Below are 23,662 nucleotides of genomic sequence, written 5' to 3' on the forward strand. Positions count from 1 at the left end.
CTATGGTAATACCTATCCAACCCTGAAGCTCAAAGTTCTTCAGCCAGTGTCAAAACATCCCTTAAGCTATCAATTGTCCACACCATCTCATTATTTTCCAAGGCCAAATTTGGAGTCAATGAAAGAATGTTTCCATCAACCCCACCGGCCAAAAGAACCATTCCACAACGTAAGCTTTCTAAAACTAAAAACTCCGTTCTTTGAGAAGCCACTTTTCCATTTCCATCTGCAATCTCAAGCCCCCACATTAATCCGCGACCTCGTAATCTTGCAAGGCAGGTATGCTCTTGAACTAATCTGTATAATGCTTCGTACCATATTTTTGATAATTGCCCGACCCATTTCTGCGTCGATTTCTTCTTCCAATAATGGATAGACTCCACTGCCATGGCACAACCAATGGGATGGCCTAGAAAAGTGCTTGTGTGTAATGCTTCCCCCGTACTCTTGGGCCAGTAATCCATGATCTCTTCCTTGCCCACACACGCAGAAATGGGAAACCCTCCACTTAAAGCTTTGCCCAGGCAAACAAGATCAGGGTAAACGCCCTCTGCTTCACAGGCAAAAAAATCACCAGTTCGATAAAACCCTGTGTAAATCTCATCGAAAATCAAGAGAACACCATATTGCTCTGAAATATCTCGAAGTAGTCTAAGAAAACCTTTAGGTGGAACTACCTCTCCTCCCCTACCTTGAATAGGTTCCACTAAGATCGCTCCATAGTCTTGATTTGCTAGTAATTCTTCTAGTTGAAAAACAAAAGGCTCTTTCCAATTATCACCAGCATCTAAATAGTGAGGAAAAGGTACAAATGATGCAATGTCTGCTAATTGCTTTTTGAATGGCTCATGGAATTCACGACGACCAGTAACAGTCATTGCACCATAACCAAGTCCATGGTAGCCAGATTCAAAGGCAATAATTCTCCTCTTACCTGTTACCAACCAGGCTGTTTTCATCGCTGCTTCAACCGCTTCGAATCCAGAGTTCCCTAGTATTGATTTACCTTTACCTAGCCCCCATCTTTCATAAGTGATTTCTGAGAGCAATTCACAAAGCTCTGCTTTTGCCGGACATGGATGAACATCCCCCATTGCGTGATATAATAGACCAGCCTGCATCTGCATGCACTTAACTAATGCCTGATCCCCCCACCCCATTGTAGACACACCGAACCCACTCGTTAAGTCAAGATAGCAATTACCATCAACATCCCAAATATTGCAGCCTTCCGCGCGATCCCAAAAGATAGGAAAATGTGGAGAAAGATAGGTAACATTCTGTGACTCATAGCTCTGCAGCTTTTTACTTAATTGCAAAGATTTTGGGCCAGGAACCTCTGTTATTAATTTAGGTAGCACACCATGATAATGGCCCAACTCCACCTCTTTTACAATCCTGAGCTATTTTCAGCCAATTTCCTTGCATCCCCATAGAATTTGGTGTGAACTACCCAAATATAATATGTCTGAGCAAGATTCCTTCGCGTTCTATGAGGCGCTTGAACAAAATGATAAGCCAGAAGAGCCGAAGTTGCGCGGATCAGAACAAAGCTATAAAAGAGCCGAGACTTTTAAGGATCTCAGAACGTATCCATACTCAACCTATAAAAAGATAAAGAACCAGGAGACAGCCCGAATGCCTAACACAATTCATAGACCCATAGATGGTAAAAGGAATATTGAGCGCCAAACCCGAGAACAACGCACCGTTAATCAAGTTCTCAGTGGTATTACTCTTACTATCATATGTGGCATCGTTTTGGTTGGAGCATTGGCGGGAACTGGAGGGTATGTTTTATTTAAGCAAATCAATCAACAAAGTGTCACTATTTCTGATTTGGAAAATAACAGCAATATGCGTCTTGCCGCACTTGAAGAACGCCTCTTAATCAAACACGCCGAACTTACCGAAGCTTTTGCCAACTCCAACCGCCGTATCATGGAGCTTGCCACCAACTTTGAACAGTACCGCAATGAAACTACTGAAAATCTGAAGAAGGCTCAGACTAACATCAATACGCTATACGCTGAAAACCGCCGCCTTAAAAAACAAATCTCCTCTTACGAGCGGCGACTTGATGAACAAAACGATCTTATCTCTCTTTATGAAGCGCGTAGAAGCAGATTTTTTCGCTGATTGAAGGATATGGGACTCGTTGAACTTAGACGCCTTTATTCTGAATGGCGCATACGCTTAAGACGCGTACAGGAGGTCATCCAGCCCACTGTATGGTCAGAGCAAGACTGGAATAGGTTTGCTCACTCTCTAGTCATCGTCATCAATAAATATGGGAATACATGGGACCAAGAAGAAACAAAATTTTCTGACATTCGCTGGGATGTCGAAGGAGATGCCCAGCTCATTTGCCAAACCGAAATAAGTCCTTCTAAAAGGTCTCTTGTCGTTGCACAACAAGGTGGGTTTGCTGATAGTAATCATAACTATACCTGGTTCTACGCTGAATTTAATGAACAAGGGGAGTTTATTGGCAACCCTTATTGGGTTGATGGAAATTGGAAAGACGCTTTAGCCATGGTTCTACTCCCTCAACAAATGGCAGCGGGCTTTTATCTCCAAGCGTCTTATAACGACGGTTTAAAACAAAACCTTCTCCTACAAGACGCAAAGAGTGAGGGAGAGAATAAGTGGTTAGAAAAGAGCTACGAAGAAGTTACTCAATCCTAGACCATCCTTACAACCATGAGCAAAAGCTTTAGCTACCCTTAGCTACCAAATTGACTAAGAACTTGAGCTGCTTTACCCTTGGCCTCCAATATCAGGTTGCCTTTCCTGTCCAAAAACAACTCCATGTCATCTACTATTACTCGTCGCTCAAGTAACAATTTTAACTCTTTGGCACCTAACTCAGCTACACCTTGAGCACCACCTTCTGGTCCAAACATCAACTTGTTATCATTGGTTTTACTTAACACCATCTCTCTGCCATTGCTAAGAAAATTAAATGATTGCCCAGCCTCTACTTGATCGACAAGCGCAGGTCTCAACAACATACCAAAATGAAAAACACGTGGTTTTTTCCATCTGGCTTGCCATATCTTATGATCCTGATCAAAACGAATATTGGCGCGCTTTAAAAACTTCTGATTTTCCGCAATCTTCTCAATAGGCAGATGATCCATAATAGACGGATTTTCCACCTCATCTTCAATCAGATCTAACATGAGTCTACCAAAGGGGTTCTCTTGAATAATACTGGAATAAGCAAACATGCGAGCCAGCCACCGCTCTTCTCGAATAATATTCTCAGCGATAGGAAATTCCTCGCTGAAATTGATAGGACTAGGATGCCGCAAATCAACCGAAGAACTATCAGCCCAAGCAATAGACAAACTCAGCCCTACAAAAAATAGGGTTCTGAAAATGGATGTCATTTAGAAAATACAGCTCCCATATCGATTTTCAACTATGCGCATGCGTTTATATTTTTTCAACAAAAAATTTACCTAACTACAACATTATGAACAACCTAGGGAGTTATTCACAAACTGTTCACAATCAAGAGGTTCGCAAAATTCATATCTTGATATATCTAGATAAATTTTCTGATTCATCCCTCTTTGATTGCTCTTTTGGAACTCCCAGCAGTCTAAAGAATCAGACTCTGGGGATATTTTACAAAATCGCATCCATGCTTCTATTTGATCAACGCTCAGTCTATAATGTCAAAGCATGTGTAAGGGGACTCAATAGAAAAATCATTGATTTGACCGAATTTAGGACTCTGTTAATAAAAACGTTCTTCTACCGGTTGCTCAATGACTTGGTCAATCACTTCTCCAGTTAAGCGGTCAATCGCGACTTGTACAATTAGATGCTTTTGTCCTGTGACATGAAAGTCTTTCAAGTTTCGGCTGGCTGGGGTAAAGCTTCCGCTTTGTGTGATAACGTCAATCAATAAGTGCCAGGTTCTGGCATTATGAATATCTGAAAGCGCTGAGAGCAGAGCATCTCTTTGAACTTTCAAATCACGATTCGTATACGACGAGAAGGACTGTAGCATTTGGGCAATATCTACTGAGTTTGTTAGAATATTGGTAGGGTTTTCTTTAGGACCCAGATAATCTTCAATTTCATCGACGAGTTGTTCAGCTTCATTCTCTGTAATGGTTGCCCCAGGGTCTTCACCCTCGATAGGAGCTACATCTGTATTAGCTACAATAGCTTTTAAAACTTCCCTTGGTGCTTTATTGAGATTCACTTTATCAGATCTAACACTAGCTTCATTTAAACTAAAGAGCTCGAGTAATGCAGCGTCTGCTGCAGGTTGCGCAGAGTCTGGGTTTTCTTCATGGTTCAAAAGGTTGAGTGTCTTCCAAGGTAAATCGCGGCAGGCATAACTCATCTCTGCAATAGAAGTGAATGGTCTATTTAATACAATTGGACGACTTATGATTTGGCCATCAGAGTAATTAAAAGTGGCATTAGGATTATCTGCTGCTCTTATCTGACTGGAGTTACCCCGGTCGCTGTAAGACTGCTCTCCACTTGCTTTGTTAGAACTCATAGCCTTACAATCAAAATGCTGTGTTTTTACCCAGGTAGTATAACTGCCTTCATTCGTGTTATCGAAGCCCGAAAAAGCACAAAGGGCATCAGAACCAGAGTCAGAATCTAAAAGCTTTAGCAAAACATGATCGGTAGGATCTAAACCCAGATCTCTTTCTGGTTCAGATGTGCCAGTGTGCAAAAAACCAAATCTTGTAACTCTGGGGTCAGGAAAAAAAGAATATAACCTGGCGATACCATTCTTACTGAAATCCTGCTGGTTGTTACTATTGTGATTTAGCTCTTTTGATACCCTGGGAATGTAAGAACTATAGTTACCTCCGATTTCAGTGATCGTTTGCACTGGCAGCCAACTTCCTTTTACTAGCTTTTCGAGTTGAATATGATATTGCTCGGCATCTATGTACAATCTATGATTGTCAAAATTGGTGTTATCTGGTACCTGGTAATTACTCAATTCAAACTTTCCTTTATAAAAACCAAATACGTTTGAACCATCTTCTTCGTAGTAGTCATCATTGCCATTTGCATCATCAGAAAATGAGCTTGCGTCACTTCTTATCAGAAACCTCGGATCGGCAAAGTCTCCATCAAGAACAGTAAAGTTAATAAAATCGGTAACAGGGCTATCAGGACCCTGTCCAGCACCTGCAGCACCATTTCGAATATGTGCGCCGTTGCTCCAGCTTTCTGGAGTAAATTTGACTTGTATAAACTGGTCATAGAATTCAGCACTTTTGAATAAGCCATGAAATTTTAATCGGTATTCGCCGCCCTGAGATTGAGAGGCATTGCGGTGCGGGTTCCACAGATTAAAGGTCCAATGAAAGGTTGCTGAACTGTTGACCGGTAACTGATATGTAGCTGATCCATCAGAATCACCCACTATACTAGGATGTGTCACACTGTCGTAAACGACTCCCCCAATTTGATCATCAAGACGAATGGTCGTGTGGTGTCCCAGAGCAAAGAGATATGGTATGTTCTCGATCCCTGCCAAGTCGTGGTCAATGGCAAAACCAGAGCCTGATGGTCCTTCAGGATTTGAAGTAATATCATTGCGAGCTATGACTGTGGGATCGCTGTCTTCATCATATTGGTCAATAATATTTAAACCAATTTGCCAAATGTGACGTGATAGCTCACGGGCAATAGAATCTGTATCAAGAAAAGAATTTAGATGTCTAAAGGTAGAATTATTATTAAATATATTTTCAAGCACTTGGTTTTCATCTTGAGCAATCTGTCCCAGTGAATCAGGCCAGATACCAGCTTGAAGCACTTCAAAGAAGTTGGGTTCGCGTCCCTCCTCGGCAATCTCTTGAAAAGCTAGCAGCCTCTCGCGACTCCTTAATCCATCTTCATCAGGGCTAAAACTACTGTCTTCTACTACAGCTTCTTCGTCATAAGTCCACTTAAGTCCCTCTGGCTCCAAACCAAAGTAATCCTTTATTTTTGCAAGACGCTCTTCTTGGCTCATACTCTGACTCAAGTCACTTTCTTCATTAAACAGAGCAATCATCGTGAGTGGGAAACGGCTCTTTAATAATAATTCCCCTACTTGTGCTTCAGTTCCATCTCTTCTCGTAAAGGGCTTTGTCACCCTTGCGTCATTAGGAGAAGTATGAATCTCCTCTGGACTCGCTGCAGGGGTGTTAACAGGCTTCCAATCGGGACTATTTACTGCCGTGCTAAAGGTATTGACATGCGTCAAAAACTCTTCAGGGTCTCCACCGCTAAACTGATTTCTAGCCGTCTCTGAATAGGCATAATAAATGAGGTCTGTGCGATCTAGGAATCTATTTGTTACATACCCTTCTGAAGTAGGAGGTGCTACCTGATATCCATAGCGTTGGCCATAATTCGTAATATAGTCATCATATTTAGCGAGGTCGGATGCCCACTTCCAATTAAAGAGACTGATGGGGTCATCTGATTCTCCTATATAACCTGGCAATGGATTGTTATAAAGGTCTAACCAGGCTAGGCTTCCCTTTCGCTTTGATTTTGCCTGTAGGTCCTCTGGTAAATTTCCCGGAGCACCCACTACATTGATATTGATAAGACCAGAGGTGTCATATACTCGGTACGCATAACGCCCCAAGACATAGCCATGATTGAGCCTATCCCCTAATACACTTTTCAATAACCTTTCGGAAAATTTATCGAGTTGAACTGGACCATTTCGATCAACATAAATCCAATCAGGATACCCGTCTGCTAAAGTTTGCTGATTTTGAGCAGTTGTCAGTAATCTCGCCGTGTTCCAAGCTTGCGCTGAAAGCCTTCGATTGTTAAGCGAAGGATCATCTGTGCTTACAGTGCTTGCTAAACTTACATTGCTTCCTTCAAAAAACTCTACTCCTCTTCGGCTCGTTTTTAGTAAGTTTAAAATATTCGAACGAGCCATTTGCAGGGCGTGAGCATCTCGCTGTGGAGAGTAATCTTTGTCTTCTTTCGGTGTATAAAAAGCCCTTTCTGATATAGAGTCGGATGAACTTGTCACAGAGTTCTGTTCAATCTCATAGAGGGTTTCGGATATCACCTGATTTAGAGCATCTTGAGCCAATAAATCCACCATCAGCGATTTAGAATAGTGAGTAGTCGCGGCCAGATCAGTTCGGGCCGTGCTCACAAATGCCACTAGCATGATAGCTGCTAAGGCGATTAAAAATAGCACTCCCACCAAGGCAATTCCAGCTTTGGTAGACTTACCACCTTGAATTTTTTGGTAAAATCTTCTGAGCTTGTCCCATCTTCCTGATGGCTTTTCGCGTTCCTCTTGATCCTTCATAAAGCCCCGTTTTCAATTTTATGAATTAAATGATTCTTTTCGGATATCGGACTTTAAAAGATTAACTTTAGCTTTTGCCACTGCAGATTAGCTCCTGTAAGCCTTGCACTACAAAGAATAGAAGAATCGACTAAGATGTATCCAAATCTAATATTTCCGGCAGATTCCATGTTTCTCGGAGCCAAGATCTTGCGTATACCCCCGCCCTACGCGATTAAATGGCTCTATCTTGCTTGGAATCAAGCTGTTATGGAGATTTTCAATGGGCTAATAAATCATTCGGAGTAAAATCGAATGATAGGTTGTAAGACTGAAACTGTTCCGTTACAACCATAGTAGTTTGCTTATATTCAGATAAAGCCATACAAGAGTAAAAGAACACCAAGCTAAATGATCGAAAATGGAGATTTAAAGAATGAATAAAAAATTTAAATCAGGGGGGATCCTTCCAGCCTATACTTTTAAATCGGTAAACGGAGATACCTTCACATTAGGGAAACCTTCAGTGAACGGAAATTGGCAATTAGTTTTCATTTACCGCGGCCGCCACTGTCCTATCTGCGTTGAATATCTTGCTAGGCTTGAAGAACTTAGAGAAAAGTTTATGGCAGCGAAAGCAGAGATCGTTGTTGTTTCTGCTGATCCTGAAATAAAGGCAAAAGATATGGTGGAACAGACTAAGATGAAGTTCCCCGTGGGCTATGATTTATCAATTGATCAAATGAAAGAATTAGGTGTCTACATATCAATGCCAAGATCTAATGATGAAACTGATCGCCCTTTTGCTGAACCCGGCATGTTTGCTGTAAATTCTGAGGGGAAGGTTCAACTAATCGATATTTCTAATACTCCTTTCAATCGTGCCGACCTATCCGAACTCCTAGATACTGTTGAATGGATTCAAGATAATGACTACCCCATACGTGGAACTTACGAGGCCTAAAAATTCAGCTATTATAAAGCCTCTGAAAATTGCATACCTGCTGATAGAAGCTACGACTGCAAATGCTTTTCTCTGAATCCATCGCAGAGTCAATGAGTTGAACTAGCTTGATTCACGTTCCACTGAGAAAATTGGCATTTCATAGTCATTCAAGTCAGTACAGTATCATCTGTATCACTTTGAGGAATCAACCCTAAGCCTTGCAAGATATCTATTGATAGACGTTGTGCTATTAATAGCTGCAGTCATTAATATTTTTCTATATTCCTTTTTTATGTTTCTTGGGACCAAGATTTTGCAGAGGCCTTTAACTCGCTATGGCATCATTCGCATTAAAAACTCCAGGTTACTGAGACCATCCCAAAATCAATATCATCACCTCCAGCATCTGTAATCACTCCACCTGCGAAGAAATGGCTGTATGTCAAGTCAAATGCCAGATAGCGGTTCAATTGGTACTTAATGTAAATGGATGGAACATGTGCCACAAAATTTCCACTTTGGTTTGCCGTCCCAGGAAGTGGCCTTAGACCTCTCGAATAGACTGCCTCCTCATCTTCAAGACGCCAAAATAAATTCCAATCAAGCTTAACACTAAGGCTCTTGAGTGGATGCAGTGTTACAGCTGGGTCCACATTAAAGAAATTCTGCGGCACTAATACGGATGCCTCTTCAAAATAGGGTAGCTTTGGAAAAAGAGGATTGAATGTGTTTAGTTCGTTATCGTTTGGGTCATCGTCACCACTAGCAATGTTCATACTTAGTTCGACACGTGGGGACCAAGGTAGCCTTTCAAATGTATAGCCATTGATAGTCGCAACAGTCCACGCACTTATGTCAGCATTTCCAAAATCGCCAAGCTGGTAAATAAACTCATAATTCCAATCCCAGGCTCCTTGCTTGCCAAATAACCTTGAGCCCAGTGAATGCCGGGTTTCATTGGCACTTCCTTGTGTATAAACCCTATTTCCCCGGTAGGTTCCAAGGTAGTAAAAGTCTGCTTTGGTTAGCCCATAGTCCCAAGTAGTATAAACTCCCCATAAACTTGAATCATAATCAGCGTCATCATCAAAGGCATATTTTTTGATCTCAGTCTCATACGTGGCAAGAAGCGTGATATCCCCTCCAAATATCTCACTATCCACACGTATTCCATCAAAATTCTGACGAACATTTGGTCCATTGCGTAAAGAAACTAGACGAGCCGAACCTAAAGAAATATGTTGCCGCCCCACACGCAGACGATAATTCGCCAGAGACAAATCGGCAAATGCTTGTGCTAAATCCATGTTGTTCTCATCAAAGGGACCCGATTGAATCTCATGGGTGAAATTCAAGTAGCTACCAAATTCAACAAAGGTGCGAAAATGTTCATTGATATATAAATCTCCATGTAAAAGGATTCTTTGTAAAAAAATGTTTCCGTCATCCTCAATTGGTAAAAGACCAAACCGATCATTTCCGAATACATTTAACCGCTCGCGAACTGAACCGCCCAAGGAAAGATAAGCATCTCCTTGTAAAGGCAAAAATTTAATTTGTTCATAGCTATTGAGAGTTTCTTTTTCTGAAAGATAAGAATAATCCTCAAGCCACCGAAATGGGGATATCGTTGGTGGTTCAGCGTGAATATTAAGTGTTAAAATTCCGCTCAACCAAAAGCCAATTAAAAAAACTTTTTCATCATTCATTAAACACTCCCATCTCGCTCACTCATAGTTCTTATAAATAACGCGAGACTAAATAATAGTTAAGCATCATTCCTTTACTATAAAATCATAATTCTCGCTTCGTAGCCTGATTCATTCCTTTTGATTCAAACCGAATAATTATACCATTCAGATTAAAGCTAATGCGGTTCAATTTCGCCATATGGTAAGATAATTAGGATCGCTTTCTATTAGTCGTAAAAGTAACTTTTTAACCATGAGGTGTTTTGTTCTTTTTATTCTGGGCTGTTCTGTTTTTAATATGGTTAGTCAAATTTCAGCACAAGTAGAAGAAACAGCTACTTGGGGCGGAAGAGGTCTAACTACCAATTGGGAAGATGCTGCCAACTGGACAACAGCAGCCTTCCCCGACAATGATTCAACCATAGAGTACCGTGTGACCATTGATGGTGCCAGCAATCAAGGACAACAATCAGTCGTTACCCTGACTGGGTCCAGTGGTAATATAGAAATCAACACACTACAACTCTTTAGCAATGTCGCAATCGATCCTGACACGCTTATTATCGATGACAATGTGAATCTTACCATTGAGCAAGATAATGCCGTCGGCACCACTTCCTTCATTAATAACGGAGGACTTATCCGAGTTGTATCAGCGGGTGCATTCTCGCAGCTTATTGTCAGGGGAGGAACGGTTGATCTAACTGGCAATGGAACTATCCGATTAGAAGACGGAACACGAGCAAGAATCAACGGAAACGGCACCTCACCTATTCTCAATAATGTTAGCAATACCATCGAGGGCTATGGGCTATTAGGTAATAACCAATTAGGTCTCATAAATGGAGGTGTTATAAGTGCCAACATCAATGGGGAAACCCTTCAAGTCAATGCTTCCCCGAATGCCATGACCAATTCAAATATCATGAGAGCTTCCAGTGGCGGAATTCTTCTTATTAATGGAACTGACATTACTAATTTAGGCAGTGGTGGTCTCCAGGTATTTGATAACAGCTTAGTCAATTTGGACAGTTCTACTTTGATCGATGGGACTCTCATTAGCACAGGGACTGGTAGATTTCAAATCGTGGATAGCTCTACCATCGATGGGAGTACTTCAGGAGATGTTCTGATTGAAGCACCCATCGATGTATTAAATGTACAAAACTTAACCCTTGTCGGAGACATTGATAACTCGAATACCATCCATGTGAATGGCACCGGTTCTTTAAACCAAATAGTCATAGAAGGAACAGTCACGCTGAAGAGCAATGGAAACATCGTTCTATCGGATGATCCCAACAATCGAATAAACAGTGGGGGCTCCACTCCCGTTCTTAATAACCTGAACAACACTATTTCTGGCGCTGGTATTATCTCTAATAACAACATGGGAGTCATCAATGGTTCCTCTGCTCTTATTTTAGTCGATGGCACCAACAGCCTACGCCTCAATCCAAACAGTTCCGACCTTAAGAATGCCGGAATCATTCGAGCAATTGGTTCTGGTGGGATTCTTTTTCAGGGCGGTGATTACTTCAATTTTATTAGCGGCGATGAAGGACTTATTGAGATCATTGGAAGTTCTCTGCAGCTAGACGGGGGGGCTGATGTGAGCGGAGGCGAGATGCAAATAGAAAATGCTTCCACACTTATACTAAATGGGGGCGATTATATCGATGGCAACCTGGATGTCGATTCCAGCAGCTCGATTTCTGTCATCTCCTCCGGTTGTGTGTTAGGGGGAAATGTCACCCTTGATGGAGATACCACAATCAACGCAAACGCGCAACTCACCTTGTTAAGCGATGGCAATTATACTAACACTGCCACCATTAGCTTAAATGCAACAGACACTCTGTTGAGCCAATTCATTTGTGATGACGGCCCTGTATCACTATCTGGTGGCGGAGTTGTTACTTTAAGTGATTCGACGAGAAACCGTATTACCGGCAGTGGATCATCTCCATCCTTTACCAATATGGATCACCTCATAGAGGGTGCAGGGGAATATGGACTCAATCAACTTACTCTAGAAAATCAGGGTACCATCCGCGCCATCTACACCACACCACTCATTATCAACCCTGATACTGGTGGCATGACCAATACCGGGACGATGGAATCAATGGGATCAGGAGCGATTCTTCGATTATCTGCCACTGACTACTTCAATGACGGAGGCATCATTCAGGCACAAACCGGAAGCAGTGTCGAGTTTGACCAAGCTGACATCGTCAGCGGAACTTTACAGACATTTGGAACCGGTAAACTCATAGTTCCATCAGGAACCTTTGAATGGGATGGAGGTCCGGGAGCTACTCTGGCTGGAAATCTTGTAGTCGAGAATGCTGCTGTCTTAAATCTAAACGGCTCTTTCAATATCGGGTCGAGTCTAATTGAAGTAAAATCCAGCGGAGGTAGTACCACGATAAGTATCGATGGAACCAGTACCTTGACCGGAAATGGTACGATACAATTCTCTGATTTTATTAACAATCGAATCAACAGTGGTTCTGGAGCAGTTCGATTTATCAATGATGGCAATACCATTCAAGGCTCCTTGGAAATAGGATTGAACAACATGGGATTCACCAATAACGCACTCGTCAATGCTACCGGAACTGAAGGAATCATCATAGACACCAACGGCAATGGTCTTGTCAATTCAGGCACTTTTCGATCCTCCAACCCTTCCGGGCTCTTGCGTATCAGAACACCTGTAACTTTTGATAATACGGGAGGAATCATTGAGGCGCTAGATGGTTGTACGGTTGAGTTGCAGGCAGCCGATATCTCAGCAGGCACTTTGCAAACCACGGGTACGGGACAGATTGTTGTCACCGACAGTTTGACCATCACCAATACTGGCTCCACCACTTTGAATGGTAACTTTTCTGTTAATAACAATGAAGCCTTAACTCTTTTCGGTGATTTCACTGTTGGTTCCAGCAACTTCAAGCTTAACGGAAATTCCAATGCCACCTTCTTAATCATACCAGGAGATCATACGATAACCGGAACCGGAATCATTGACATGGGTGATAATGGCTCCGGCCGCATCAATGAGCCCGTTACAGGCGCTGTAGGTGGAGAAGTCCTAACCATTAATGATATGACTATCATTGGATCAGGATTGCTGGGGAACGACAACATCGACTTTATTAACAATGGAACAGTTCGAGCGACAAGTGAAACCAGCACTCTTGAAATTAATGTACCAGGTACCGACTGGTGGGATAACCCGGCTCTAGGAACTCTTATTGCCGAAGGAGCGGCCGGGATGCACATCAGACAGAAGTTTCGTAACACTGGCACCGTGCAAATTAATTCTGGAAGTCAGTTTGTCGTAGATGGAGAATACGGGCAACTCGGCAATGGCACCACTGTTGTCAATGGAACACTAACTCCCTCTGGGGATATGAACATCGCATCACCGTCAACTCTTTCAGGGTCTGGTATACTAAACTCAGATGTCAATTTGCAAGGCACACTTTCTCCAGGAAACTCCATTGGTAGTATCACCATTGCAACGGGCAACCAGCTTTTCCTAGATTCCGGATCCGAGTTATTTATCGAAATTGCCTCTAAATCAGATTTTGATAGCTTGGAAACGGTGGCGTCTTCAATCCTAGCAGGAGGGGCAACTGTAACGGTTGATTTCGTAAATGGTTATGCCCCAGAAAATGGGGATACCTTCACCATTTACAGTGGCGCTCTGCCTCAGCAGTGGGAGGTCTTGATGGCTTCAGTTCCTCCACTGCTCCCGTTGGCTTTACTGCAGTCACAACTATAAATGATTCCGGTCAAATTATTATTGGCATCGGAACAACCAATACCAATACCTACGAGAATTTTCAGCAACTCTATTACACCGCTCAAGAAATTCTCGATGGCGATGCCGATCCAGATACTGATATCAATGGCGACGGCATCCATAACAAAACTGCTTTTGCCCTAGGACTTAATCCTCTTGTGTTCCATACAGATATTTTTACGCCGCTATTTATAGAGATCGATGGGGACTTTTATTTTGCAGTTGATTATACTCGTCCAATAGGGCCAGATAAACCGCTTGGAGTAGTCTACAACCACGTTCGCAGTTTGGATTTAGTTAGCTATGATCAACCTATAATCGTTGAAAGTGTCATCGACAATTTGAACAATACTGAAACAGTCACCTTTCGCTCGGCCGAGCCGCTGCTTGATAGAGCCTTCATGATGCTGGCAGTAGAACTGCAATAGAAGCTAAGCTCGAAGAATCCAGAGAAAAGCTTCTTTTAGCAAAAGCTGAGATCCTAGTGGCTTCTGCCAATCCCTACACAAGAGCGAAAAATGTCGCAGAGCAACTCAAAGTAAAATTCCCTAGGGCTATACTATCGCAATGAATCCTATGAAGGGACTTGGTGTTTACACCTCAGTGCCTCGTTACGTAGACACCCCTACTCAAAAATCCTGAACGGTTGGTCGGAGAATAATTTCATTAACATCCACATCTGCTGGCTGCTCTATTGCATAGGCAATCGCACGAGCAACTGAATCCGCTGGAATGGCATTATTCTCATAAAAATCATTTAGGAATTGCGCACTTTCGTCATGAGACGATCCATGCTTAAGTTCGGAATCAACGGCACCTGGCTCAATACATGTCGTTCGTATTTTACCACCAACTTCGTGGCGCAATCCCTCACTTATAGCTCTAACAGCGAACTTGGTGCCACTATATATAGTTCCACCGGGGCTAAATACTTTGACGCCTGCAACAGAAGAGATATTAATGAATTGTCCACTTCCCTGTTTTTCAAAGGCTGGTAAGGCAGCCGCAATACCATACAAAACACCCTTGATGTTGATATCAATCATTCGGTCCCATTCGTCGACATGCAGTGCTGATATTGGAGAAATAGCCATCAGTCCAGCGTTATTAACCATCACATCTACACGATCGAAAACATCGATAGCTTTGTTTACAAGCGCCGCAACATCACTATTCGAGGTTACATCCGTCACAAAATAATCTGCGTTGCCTCCAGCCTCTTTTATATCTTTAACAATTGATTGCAATTTATCCTCTCGACGTGCCCCAAGAATGACCTTGGCACCCAATCTTGCTAAATGGCGTGCAGTAGATTCACCTAGGCCGCTGCTACCGCCAGTGATGACCACAACTTTATTTTCAATATTCTTGCTCATGTTCTACTTCCCTTACAATGTGTAATTTGATATTTCTTCTGGTAAAGTGTCGTTAAATAATATTCCGATTTGTTGACATATTCAGCATAACAGGATCTGAAGGCCGGATAATTCCACTCCCAATAGAGTCTAACGCATAAATGACTCATTACCAAAATAACATTTTATCCTAAATCACTTTTCTAGGCATTAGAGATACAGATTCTACAGTGCTTTTGAGAATTCGGTGACTGCCGATTTAAGCTGGGAGAGAAGTTCAGCATCGGTGACTCCCTCCTCCCTAGAAAAGTTTTCATGAAACGAAGGTAAAGAAAATGTGGTAACTACCTTAGCTCCTAAGTGTGGAAAAGTTGCTTCTGCTGCTGATAACACGGTGCTGGCACCTCTCTGACCAGGAGAAGTGCTAAGCAGAAGCATAGCTTTTTCAGACCATAGCTTTTGCTTGTGACGGGAAGCCCAATCCAGAATATTTTTAAAGGCCGCCGAATAACTACCGTTATGCTCAGCTAGAGACAGGATGACTCCATCACTCGACTCAATGAGCTGAACCAACTGTTGTGCCAAATCAGGAACACCACCACTAGATTCTCGTTCAGGTGAATAGATGGGCATCTCATAGTCATTCAAATCTAGAACCACCTTCTTAGTATCACTAAGAAGAGATCCTGCAAATGTTGCTAGAGACCTATTAATTGATGTGATGCTGTTACTGGCGCCAATGATTAGTATCTTTTTCATATTCCATTTTCCTGTTAATTATCAATTTTAATTTAATTAAAAAGCGCACAGAAGAGACTCTTTAAAAAAAGATATTTCTGTTGTTTTAATAGGGTATGAGACCGCAGCCTTTTTTTGCCAGGTGATAGCTATTGCCACTATGAGGAATAAACCTGATCTGTTCACAAGAATTGAGACTCTCTTATTGAGGTAAGTATGAATCATCCCCCAATAGTAGAGTTCCTTATTTTGGAGCCTTAGCACACGCATTTTTGGTGACATAATAATTCGCCATAGGAATCTCAATACCATTTTTACACCCTTCATGTAGATGAACCTATAAGTAACCCTATTACTAATAGAGTCAATAGTATTAGTGATTATTGATTAGAGATCTTTCAAATAGATGCATGCTGTAAAGCTTTCGGGTCATTTTATGGAATTATTGGGAGATAAAAAATTGTCTGATAGAATAACCTGCCTTCTGATACCTTATTTTGAGGGTTACTTCATTACACATAAAGCTATGCCTATGTCCAAAAAAGAAACTGCTAAAATGCTAACCGAACTCTGCTGCAAGAACTATTTAAAACCATGATTCTAAACTATCTTGAGTAAGCCAAATCAGGCTCTCCAGATTGTTTGACCTTTGGATACTTTCCCCCTACTCGCTCAAAGGTCTCTGTTCTACCAAACCAACCAATCAGTAGATATCCTCTTACTTTCAGTGCTCCCGTTTTAGGCTCAGACCAAATATAACCATCATATAAAATCCCCTTGTCTGGATCATATACTTTTCCTCCTTCCCAATGCTGCTGTTTTTCATTCCATCGAAAGCCTTCCATGACTGTTAATCCTAAAAGAGGTCGCCCCCTCAATGTCTCATCAGGATTTTTTTCATCCAACATATGCTGTGCACTTTTCTTGAGTGCTATCACTTTGACTTGTAATTCACCATTTATGACAGATGCCTCAAGCTTTCCATCACCATCAATCAGCATCCAATAAACACCCTCTGCCGGATTTGCCTTAATGTGAGAAGCAACCGTCACCAGTAAGAGATTCATCAGAAATATTCGACAAATTAACTTCATGAGATCAGCTTGCACTAATTGAAATATCGGTCAAGGAACACAAAGTCTGGTATTCGATAGCTCTTCCAAACACGCGAAGACTTTGTGATCAAATAAAAATATCGCCATCTGAATCAAAAAGAGCTTAGGCTAGAGAACGTAAGAGTTCGAGTAGACTCTCAGCTTTTTTGAGGTTAGGATCTTACCTAACTCATTAATTGTTATTGTTTAGAAAACCAGAACGTATATGGATATCACGCTGCGGATAAGGAATTTCAATTCCTCTTTCTTTAAGTTTCTTATGGATAGCATAACGGACATCGCTTCTAAAGGACCTCGGCCGCAATGTATGGGTTCGGTTCCATATAGCTAATTCAAAATTCAAAGAACTATCGCCAAACCCATCAAAAAAAACCTTCGGCTTAGGATCTTTCAGAATATTAGGGTTTTCCTCAGCGACTTCTAATAGGACAGCCTGAACTTCTTCTGGGTCAGAATTATAGGAAACACCGACAGTGATGCGAAATCGAACTGTATCTTCACTATGGCTCCAGTTAGTCACTTGATTAGTAATAAAATCTGAATTGGGAACAATGACAGAAATATTGTCGTTGGTTACAATCGTGGTGCTTCTAACTCCAATGCTAACCACCTTACCTGCTAGCTCATCTCCATTTACATTACCTAAGTCGATATAGTCACCAACCTTGATGGGTCGCTCAATAAGAAGTAGAAAACCGCTAATGAAGTTCTGGAATAGATTTTGCAGGCCGAAGCCTAGACCTACGCCCACAGCTCCAGCAAAAAGAGTCAAAGATGTGAGACCTATACCTGCTATTTCAATGGAGAGAAAAAGAGCTATAACCAGGATGAAATAATGAAGAATTTTTCCAATGGCGTATTGGCCACCTTTGCCAAGGCCTGTTCGGCCGAGAAATTTCCTTGCTATCCTTTTCTCAATAATACTTGATAGGGGAATAGATATGATGAGTATCATTATACCTAACAATAAGGAGCCTATGGTTATATTTGTATCTGCTGAGGTATAAATACTCTGGCTTAAAACAGCCTTTGCTATACTGAAAAAATCTCTTTCCACCCATATGATTTATATGAATAAGAGATCTTTTTCAATGCGGATTTATGTGACAACCTTCTTCTAGTTAGCTAAACATAGCATTCTCTTGAACTGTTTATATCAGGCCAGTAACCTTACAAAATCTTTAGATGCTGTTTAAAAGTAGGGAGCATCTATTGCCTGAAATTTCATATCTGTGAAATCATAAAGTTCTTTCACCTCAGTTAATTCATGACTGTTTAGCTTTGCATAATATAATTTGCCTTCTGTAGCGCAACATATCCTTCTTTGAACCTTATCATAATCAGCCCATTCCCAATCTTTGTAATTTAATCTGATTCCTTTTTCATGATTCTCCAGTTCATGCTCGTCATAATAGCACGCTTTACTTTTAGATGTACCTAGACCAGCTCTAGCAAACTTTCGTAGTACCCATCCTCTTTTCAGTTCCTTCTCAAAAATAGTGGTAACCTCTAAATTACCACTCTCAATCTTATCCACTAGATTCCAACCTGTTCGTTGAAGTCTGATAAAGTAAACTCCTTGACACTCGCCTCCATAGCTCTCATGCCAAGGAAAAGTATCAGTCCGTTTTAATAAGCTTCTTTGCTGCTTAAGCTGATGTCTAAAAACTGGTGGATCATCATTAAGCCAGTATATATCTTTTGCTACAAAGATTCCTCCACCAAACCAACAATCTCCTTTAGCCCATATCTGAAAAGCTTTTAGGTATGGATAAAAGGAAATAGCACTCCAAGATCCCTGCATTTCACTATCCCATTTTCCATTCATGGCAAAGTATATGAAGTATTTGCCATCTGGAGAAAGATCGCTTCTCCTTTCGTAGATTCTGCCATGCAACCATTGACCGACCTTGAACTCGTCTTTCTTCCTATCCCAACCAATTGTACAAACATATTTTGATAGGCCGCGTCTGATCACAATTGCTTCATCAGAATTTGTGGCAAATATAGCATGTAATCTTGGAGGAAAGGTCTTTTTTTTCATGTCAATAGTCCGTCATAACCTCGGATCAACAGGCTCGCTTTCTAGAGCGAGCACACCAAATATGCATTCGTGAACTCTCCTTAAAGGTTCTCTTCTGACAAATCTCTCAAGAGCCTCAACGCCAAGCGCAAATTCCCTCAAAGCCAAGGATCTCTTTGACGACAAGCCTCTTTGCCTCAACCTTTGCAAATTCTCCTGGAGTGTGTACTCAGGACCGTAGATGATACGCAAGTATTCTTGGCCTCGACACTTTAAAGCTGGTTGCAGCAAACCACGTTTTCCTATTGCTATAAATTCTAAGGGTTTAATGACCATGCCTTCTCCACCCTTAGCTGTAAGCTCCTCCCACCATTTAATTCCCTCCGTTTGATTGCTGTTAACGGTCAGATCAATTTCTTTAAAGGGTGTTGCTAATAAAATACTCTCTGCAGCTTCACAAACCTTGGCAATATTCTCCATATGCCAAATATGGTTCTTATCCACATGAACATGACCTTCTGTAGCCAAAATATGGAAAGGAGCTAGCTTATAATCTTTCATAGATTTGGTAGTCCAACAGTAGCGTCCATAGGCTTCCACGAACTTGGCCGCTAAATCAGCCTTGTCTTCATATCGCTTCAGTAGGGATTCTATTTCTGGTCTGCGCTCCTTAGTTTGCCTTAAGGTATCCAAGGTTAAAGAGAAGCTAGCTTTAGAAGCACAGCCTACAGCAGCATATTGCACTCTAAGAAGCTCCTGAGCCTTAGCTGACCAGGGCATGAGCTCACAATCCAAGCAAACCCAATCTGTATTAAAGTCATCCCAGAAACCCGATTTTGTTAAGGCTTGGTTCACATACTCAAGCATCTTAGTTTCTAGTTCCCTATTATCAAAAAACTGTCGTCCAGTCCTTGTATAACAAACACCAATTCCTTCACCGATAACACCAAACCGCTTTTTAGCTACTTCCTCATCTCTGCAAACAATGAGAATGGCCCTTGATCCCATATGCTTTTCTTCGCACACAATCTTTGGAATACCTCGTTCACGATAGTATGCGAATGCTTCCTCTGGATATTCCAAATAGTTATCCTTTTGTGAAGTTTCAGAAGCAGACATCGTAGGAGGTAGGTAGATGATCCATTTAGGATTAGCAGCAAAGCGGCTCATCACCTCTAACGCCGCAATACTTTTCTCTCCTCGAATGGTTACATTATGCTGTAGTCGCGTAGATATGAATCTCTTACCTGTTACATCTGACAAATCTAAGAGGTCATCATGCTCTTGCTGGCTATTCAAGGCGGGAGCTTTTTGGTCTTCCTCTAGAAATGGTCGCGCTGCCTGACTATAAGTCTGTTTTGCTGGCACTGATACAAATTCTCTTTCTGGATAACGAAGAGCCGTAAGCTTTCCACCAAAAACACAGCCTGTATCAATACATATCGTTCTGTTTAACCACTCAGGATCTGGAACTGGAGTGTGTCCGTAAACTACCATTGCTTGGCCACGATACTCCGCTGCCCAATTATAACGAACTGGCAAACCAAACTCATCTGTCTCTCCAGTAGTTTCACCGTAGAGAGCAAACTCTCGAACTTTTCCTGAACCACGTCCTTGAAAAGCCTCTTTCATTCCTGCATGCGCCACGACTAAATTGCCATCATCTAGGACATAGTGGCTTACAAGAGAATCCATGAACTCTGCTGCTATCTTACTGTAGCCTTCATGCTCTTTATCATAGGCTTCAAATTGCTCCAAAGTGGCTCCCAGTCCATGGATAATTTGAACATTCTTACCCTTCATTTTTCTCATGAACTTGATATCATGGTTGCCTGGCACACATAAAGCTTTCTCAGCCTCAACCATTTGCTTAACAAACTGAACGACTTCAGGAGTCTTTGGACCTCTATCTACTAGGTCTCCAAGAAAAACTAGTTTTCTATTTTCCTTGTGCTCATAGATGCCATCACCATTAGGTTGGTATCCAAGCTCAACTACAAGCTCCATTAACTCATCAAAGCAGCCATGTATATCTCCAATGATGTCGAATGGGCCATGCTCAAATTTTCGATTATTCCATAGCTGCTGTCTATCAATCTCGGCCCCTTCTATATCTTCTTCTGAAGATAAGACATGAATGTGGCGAAACCCTTCACGCTTCAAGCTTCTCAAAGAGCGCCTCAATTGCTGCTTTTGCTGCCTGATTACATGTTGACCAAAATTTCTATCACTCCTGCTCTTGTTTCTTTCCTGGCAAAGCTTTTCAGGGAGATTCAAAACGATTGCTGTGGGAATCACATGATATTCCCTAGCTAAAGCCACTAGTGGCTTGCGAGCCTCTTGCTGAACATTGGTCGCATCGACAACAGTTAGCTTGCCAGAAGCCAATCTTTTTGAGGCAATGAAATGCAGCACCTCAAAAGCATCTCCTGTAGCCTTCTGATCGTTCTCATCATCAGAAACCAATCCACGACAATAGTCTGAAGACAAAACCTCTGTAAATTTAAAGTGTTTTTTCGCAAAAGTAGATTTTCCAGAACCTGATGTTCCAACTAAGACGACAAGCGAGAGCTCAGGAACATTAAGCTTCATTTTCAAAATCCTTTATAAAAATCGCCATTTGGGTAGGCGCCCCAAACTCATCATCTACCGGTCCAACAGGTAAAAATCTAACTTGGTATTTGTAACGGTCCGCAACATCATTTGACCAGACTTGAAACTCTTTACGAGTCCATTCAAAGCGATGGTCGCGATGCCTAAATTGTCCAGCAGGAAGCTTCTCAAACTTGACGTTGTACTCGCTATTTGGAGTTGTCATAACGACAGATTGAGGACATGCATATTCGAACAACACTCTTTCAAATGCCTTTAACCTTGGAGTATCCAAGTGTTCAATGACTTCGACTACCGCAGCCGCATCAAATCCAGAAAGTCTTTTGTCTCTGTACATCAAGGATCCTTGGATTAGGCGTATGCGCTCTTTCTGCTTATCTGGCATGCGGTCTATCTTTAGCCTATCAGAGGCCCTCTCTAAGCTCTGGTGGGAAACGTCCATACCTACAATCTCATTAAACTCTTTCTCTTTCAGGAGATGTTTAATCAATTGGCCTTCACCACACCCAAGATCGAGCACCCTTTTAGCATTAAAGCTTTTGAGAGCTGATACCACTGCTCCGATTCTTTGTTCATTTAGGCTGATCTTATCTTCAAAATGAGATTCTTCCTGAGCACTCTCCTGTAATTTCTCTTCTACATCAGACAAGTCTTCTTCAAAAAGCTGTGACAATGCCTGATTGGCCAATCTTTTCTGATACTTTAAGTACCTATGAACGATAATTTCCTTCTCAGGATGAGCTGATAACCATCCTTCACCCTTTTTCATCAGCTTCTCAACTTCATCTAGTCCTACCCAATAATGCTTGTCGTTATCCAGAACTGGGATAAGGATATATAAATGACCTAGGAGCTCTTTGATAGTACAGGTTCTTGTGAGTTCTATAGTATACAAAGAACTGTCACCCCACTCTGGAAATCTCTCATCTAGGAGATTTATTTGTGCTTTGACACCATATCCAAGCGGCTCAAATAACTTTAATAGAAATGCTTCTCCACCTCTTCTACATGGTAGAGCTGCGATATTTGCAGTAAAATCCATCTCATAATCGACTAGCTCAGGCTTATCTTTACACTTGCCAGACATAGTTCTGCCGAACAACTCTGCAATAGCCACGCTTATGAAAGATGAAGCAACATACGGACGATCATTTACGTATTGCTCTAAGATTCGGTGATTACCTGCTGGGCCTCTGTTCTTGCGAACTAATCCAACTGGATCTACTTCTAGGAGGAGAGCAAGCGTGCAGAGCTCTGGCTCAACTATAGGATAAAACACATGTGCTTTCCCCACATTTAAAGAAAAAGTCTGTACCTTATCCGGATGCTTATGGACCAGATATCCCAAGTCCTCGGCCATTAAGCCCTTCGCTGTAATTGTTAATAACATTCAATACATGCCTTTCTAGAGAGGAATAATATTACCAACGCATTTTGGATTAAAACAGAGTAAAAATTACAAGACACCTTACTCTGCAGTCATGTTTAAAAATCGAAAAGAGAGTTCTGTATCTCAGCACATTTCTTACCATTTAATCTTGAGAAGCATTTCGGTTTTTTCGAACCTCAGAATTAGAGTCAAAGTGGAATTGTAATCACATATTTCAAGCTCTTGTAGATTATAGGCAGCTATTAGATATAGCGTCTGCAAGCTACTCTTGCATGAAACAAACTTCATTGTGTGAATTCATGAACGTTCTTTCCACAATCGAATTTTCCTTTGAGCCTCTATGAGTGTTTCTTTATCTCTAGCTATCATAGATTGGTTCAGGACTCAAATTTCTAAACGATAAGACAAGTCTTGTAAAATTTTACATTCATAGATTGTGCTTGCCATGCTGAGCCAGCTTTTGCAGTATCGCAAACTCTACTATCGAAGCCGATGTGGCGGAATTGGCAGACGCGCTGGATTCAAAATCCAGTTCCCTTCGGGGAGTCTCGGTTCGACCCCGAGCATCGGTACCAATCCTAAATGGTCAATTGCTCAGCCCTGGCTCTCTAGCAAAGACTAACCTTTCTTTTGAGTATTATTCAAACTTCTTGCTTCTAACTCCGTTTTTC

General features: G+C 41.6%; 16 protein-coding genes and 1 tRNA gene. 6 read left to right on the plus strand and 11 right to left on the minus strand.

Features of this window, described 5'->3' with window-relative positions; all coding sequences use genetic code 11:
• Nucleotides 1-29: 29 nt before the first annotated feature.
• Nucleotides 30-1,379 (minus strand): aspartate aminotransferase family protein, encoded by a 1,350-nt coding sequence (locus AAGA18_07960; GenBank protein MEM9445276.1) that lies wholly within the window; start codon nt 1,377-1,379, stop codon nt 30-32.
• Between the two features lie 85 nt (nt 1,380-1,464).
• Here AAGA18_07960 and AAGA18_07965 point away from each other — a divergent pair, with 85 nt between their 5' ends.
• Together AAGA18_07965 and AAGA18_07970 are read left to right on the plus strand one after the other, a co-directional pair.
• A complete protein-coding gene (locus AAGA18_07965; protein MEM9445277.1) occupies nt 1,465-2,139 on the plus strand; it encodes a hypothetical protein in 675 nt (224 codons plus the stop codon).
• A gap of 9 nt (nt 2,140-2,148) precedes the next feature.
• Nucleotides 2,149-2,688: a hypothetical protein gene (locus tag AAGA18_07970; GenBank protein ID MEM9445278.1), complete on the plus strand. Its 540-nt coding sequence runs from the start codon at nt 2,149-2,151 to the stop codon at nt 2,686-2,688.
• Nucleotides 2,689-2,726: 38 nt separating this feature from the next.
• Here AAGA18_07970 and AAGA18_07975 read toward each other — a convergent pair whose 3' ends face one another.
• Both AAGA18_07975 and AAGA18_07980 read right to left on the minus strand, forming a co-directional pair.
• The gene (locus AAGA18_07975; GenBank protein ID MEM9445279.1) at nt 2,727-3,395 is read right to left on the minus strand and encodes a hypothetical protein; all 669 of its coding nucleotides are present in this window, start codon (nt 3,393-3,395) and stop codon (nt 2,727-2,729) included.
• A gap of 353 nt (nt 3,396-3,748) precedes the next feature.
• Nucleotides 3,749-7,324, minus strand: a complete 3,576-nt coding sequence (locus AAGA18_07980; protein MEM9445280.1) for a hypothetical protein — start codon at nt 7,322-7,324, stop codon at nt 3,749-3,751.
• A gap of 415 nt (nt 7,325-7,739) precedes the next feature.
• Between AAGA18_07980 and AAGA18_07985 the strand changes: the two genes are divergently transcribed.
• Nucleotides 7,740-8,267 carry a peroxiredoxin-like family protein gene (locus tag AAGA18_07985; protein MEM9445281.1) on the plus strand — a complete coding sequence of 176 codons (528 nt, stop codon included), beginning with the start codon at nt 7,740-7,742 and terminating at the stop codon, nt 8,265-8,267.
• Between the two features lie 332 nt (nt 8,268-8,599).
• Here AAGA18_07985 and AAGA18_07990 read toward each other — a convergent pair whose 3' ends face one another.
• The gene (locus AAGA18_07990) at nt 8,600-9,958 is read right to left on the minus strand and encodes an alginate export family protein (protein MEM9445282.1); all 1,359 of its coding nucleotides are present in this window, start codon (nt 9,956-9,958) and stop codon (nt 8,600-8,602) included.
• A 280-nt stretch (nt 9,959-10,238) separates the two neighbouring features.
• Here AAGA18_07990 and AAGA18_07995 point away from each other — a divergent pair, with 280 nt between their 5' ends.
• Both AAGA18_07995 and AAGA18_08000 read left to right on the plus strand, forming a co-directional pair.
• Entirely contained in the window at nt 10,239-13,736 is a 3,498-nt protein-coding gene (locus AAGA18_07995) for a hypothetical protein (GenBank protein ID MEM9445283.1), read from the plus strand.
• A complete protein-coding gene (locus tag AAGA18_08000; GenBank protein ID MEM9445284.1) occupies nt 13,670-14,185 on the plus strand; it encodes a hypothetical protein in 516 nt (171 codons plus the stop codon). The genes AAGA18_07995 and AAGA18_08000 overlap by 67 nt, the downstream gene beginning before the upstream one ends.
• A 201-nt stretch (nt 14,186-14,386) precedes the next feature.
• On the opposite strand, the gene AAGA18_08005 is transcribed toward AAGA18_08000, so the two are convergent.
• From AAGA18_08005 to AAGA18_08035, 7 genes are all read right to left on the minus strand, one after another.
• A complete protein-coding gene (locus tag AAGA18_08005) occupies nt 14,387-15,133 on the minus strand; it encodes an SDR family oxidoreductase (protein ID MEM9445285.1) in 747 nt (248 codons plus the stop codon).
• Nucleotides 15,134-15,337: 204 nt separating this feature from the next.
• Entirely contained in the window at nt 15,338-15,871 is a 534-nt protein-coding gene (locus tag AAGA18_08010; protein ID MEM9445286.1) for an NAD(P)H-dependent oxidoreductase, read from the minus strand.
• Nucleotides 15,872-16,455: 584 nt separating this feature from the next.
• The gene (locus AAGA18_08015) at nt 16,456-16,917 is read right to left on the minus strand and encodes a DUF2147 domain-containing protein (GenBank protein MEM9445287.1); all 462 of its coding nucleotides are present in this window, start codon (nt 16,915-16,917) and stop codon (nt 16,456-16,458) included.
• Between the two features lie 220 nt (nt 16,918-17,137).
• On the minus strand, nt 17,138-17,920 hold the full coding sequence (locus tag AAGA18_08020) for a mechanosensitive ion channel domain-containing protein (GenBank protein ID MEM9445288.1): 783 nt from the start codon (nt 17,918-17,920) through the stop codon (nt 17,138-17,140).
• A gap of 237 nt (nt 17,921-18,157) precedes the next feature.
• Entirely contained in the window at nt 18,158-19,009 is an 852-nt protein-coding gene (locus AAGA18_08025) for a hypothetical protein (protein MEM9445289.1), read from the minus strand.
• 12 nt (nt 19,010-19,021) lie between these two features.
• Complete coding sequence (locus tag AAGA18_08030; GenBank protein MEM9445290.1) at nt 19,022-21,580, minus strand: polynucleotide kinase-phosphatase; 2,559 nt, start codon at nt 21,578-21,580, stop codon at nt 19,022-19,024.
• A complete protein-coding gene (locus tag AAGA18_08035; GenBank protein MEM9445291.1) occupies nt 21,570-22,991 on the minus strand; it encodes a 3' terminal RNA ribose 2'-O-methyltransferase Hen1 in 1,422 nt (473 codons plus the stop codon). Before AAGA18_08035 ends, AAGA18_08030 begins: the two co-directional genes overlap by 11 nt.
• Before the next feature lie 488 nt (nt 22,992-23,479).
• Here AAGA18_08035 and AAGA18_08040 point away from each other — a divergent pair.
• Nucleotides 23,480-23,566 (plus strand) — tRNA-Leu (locus AAGA18_08040).
• Nucleotides 23,567-23,662 lie beyond the last annotated feature (96 nt).

The organism is Verrucomicrobiota bacterium (assembly GCA_039192515.1).
Lineage (GTDB): Bacteria > Verrucomicrobiota > Verrucomicrobiia > Methylacidiphilales > JBCCWR01 > JBCCWR01.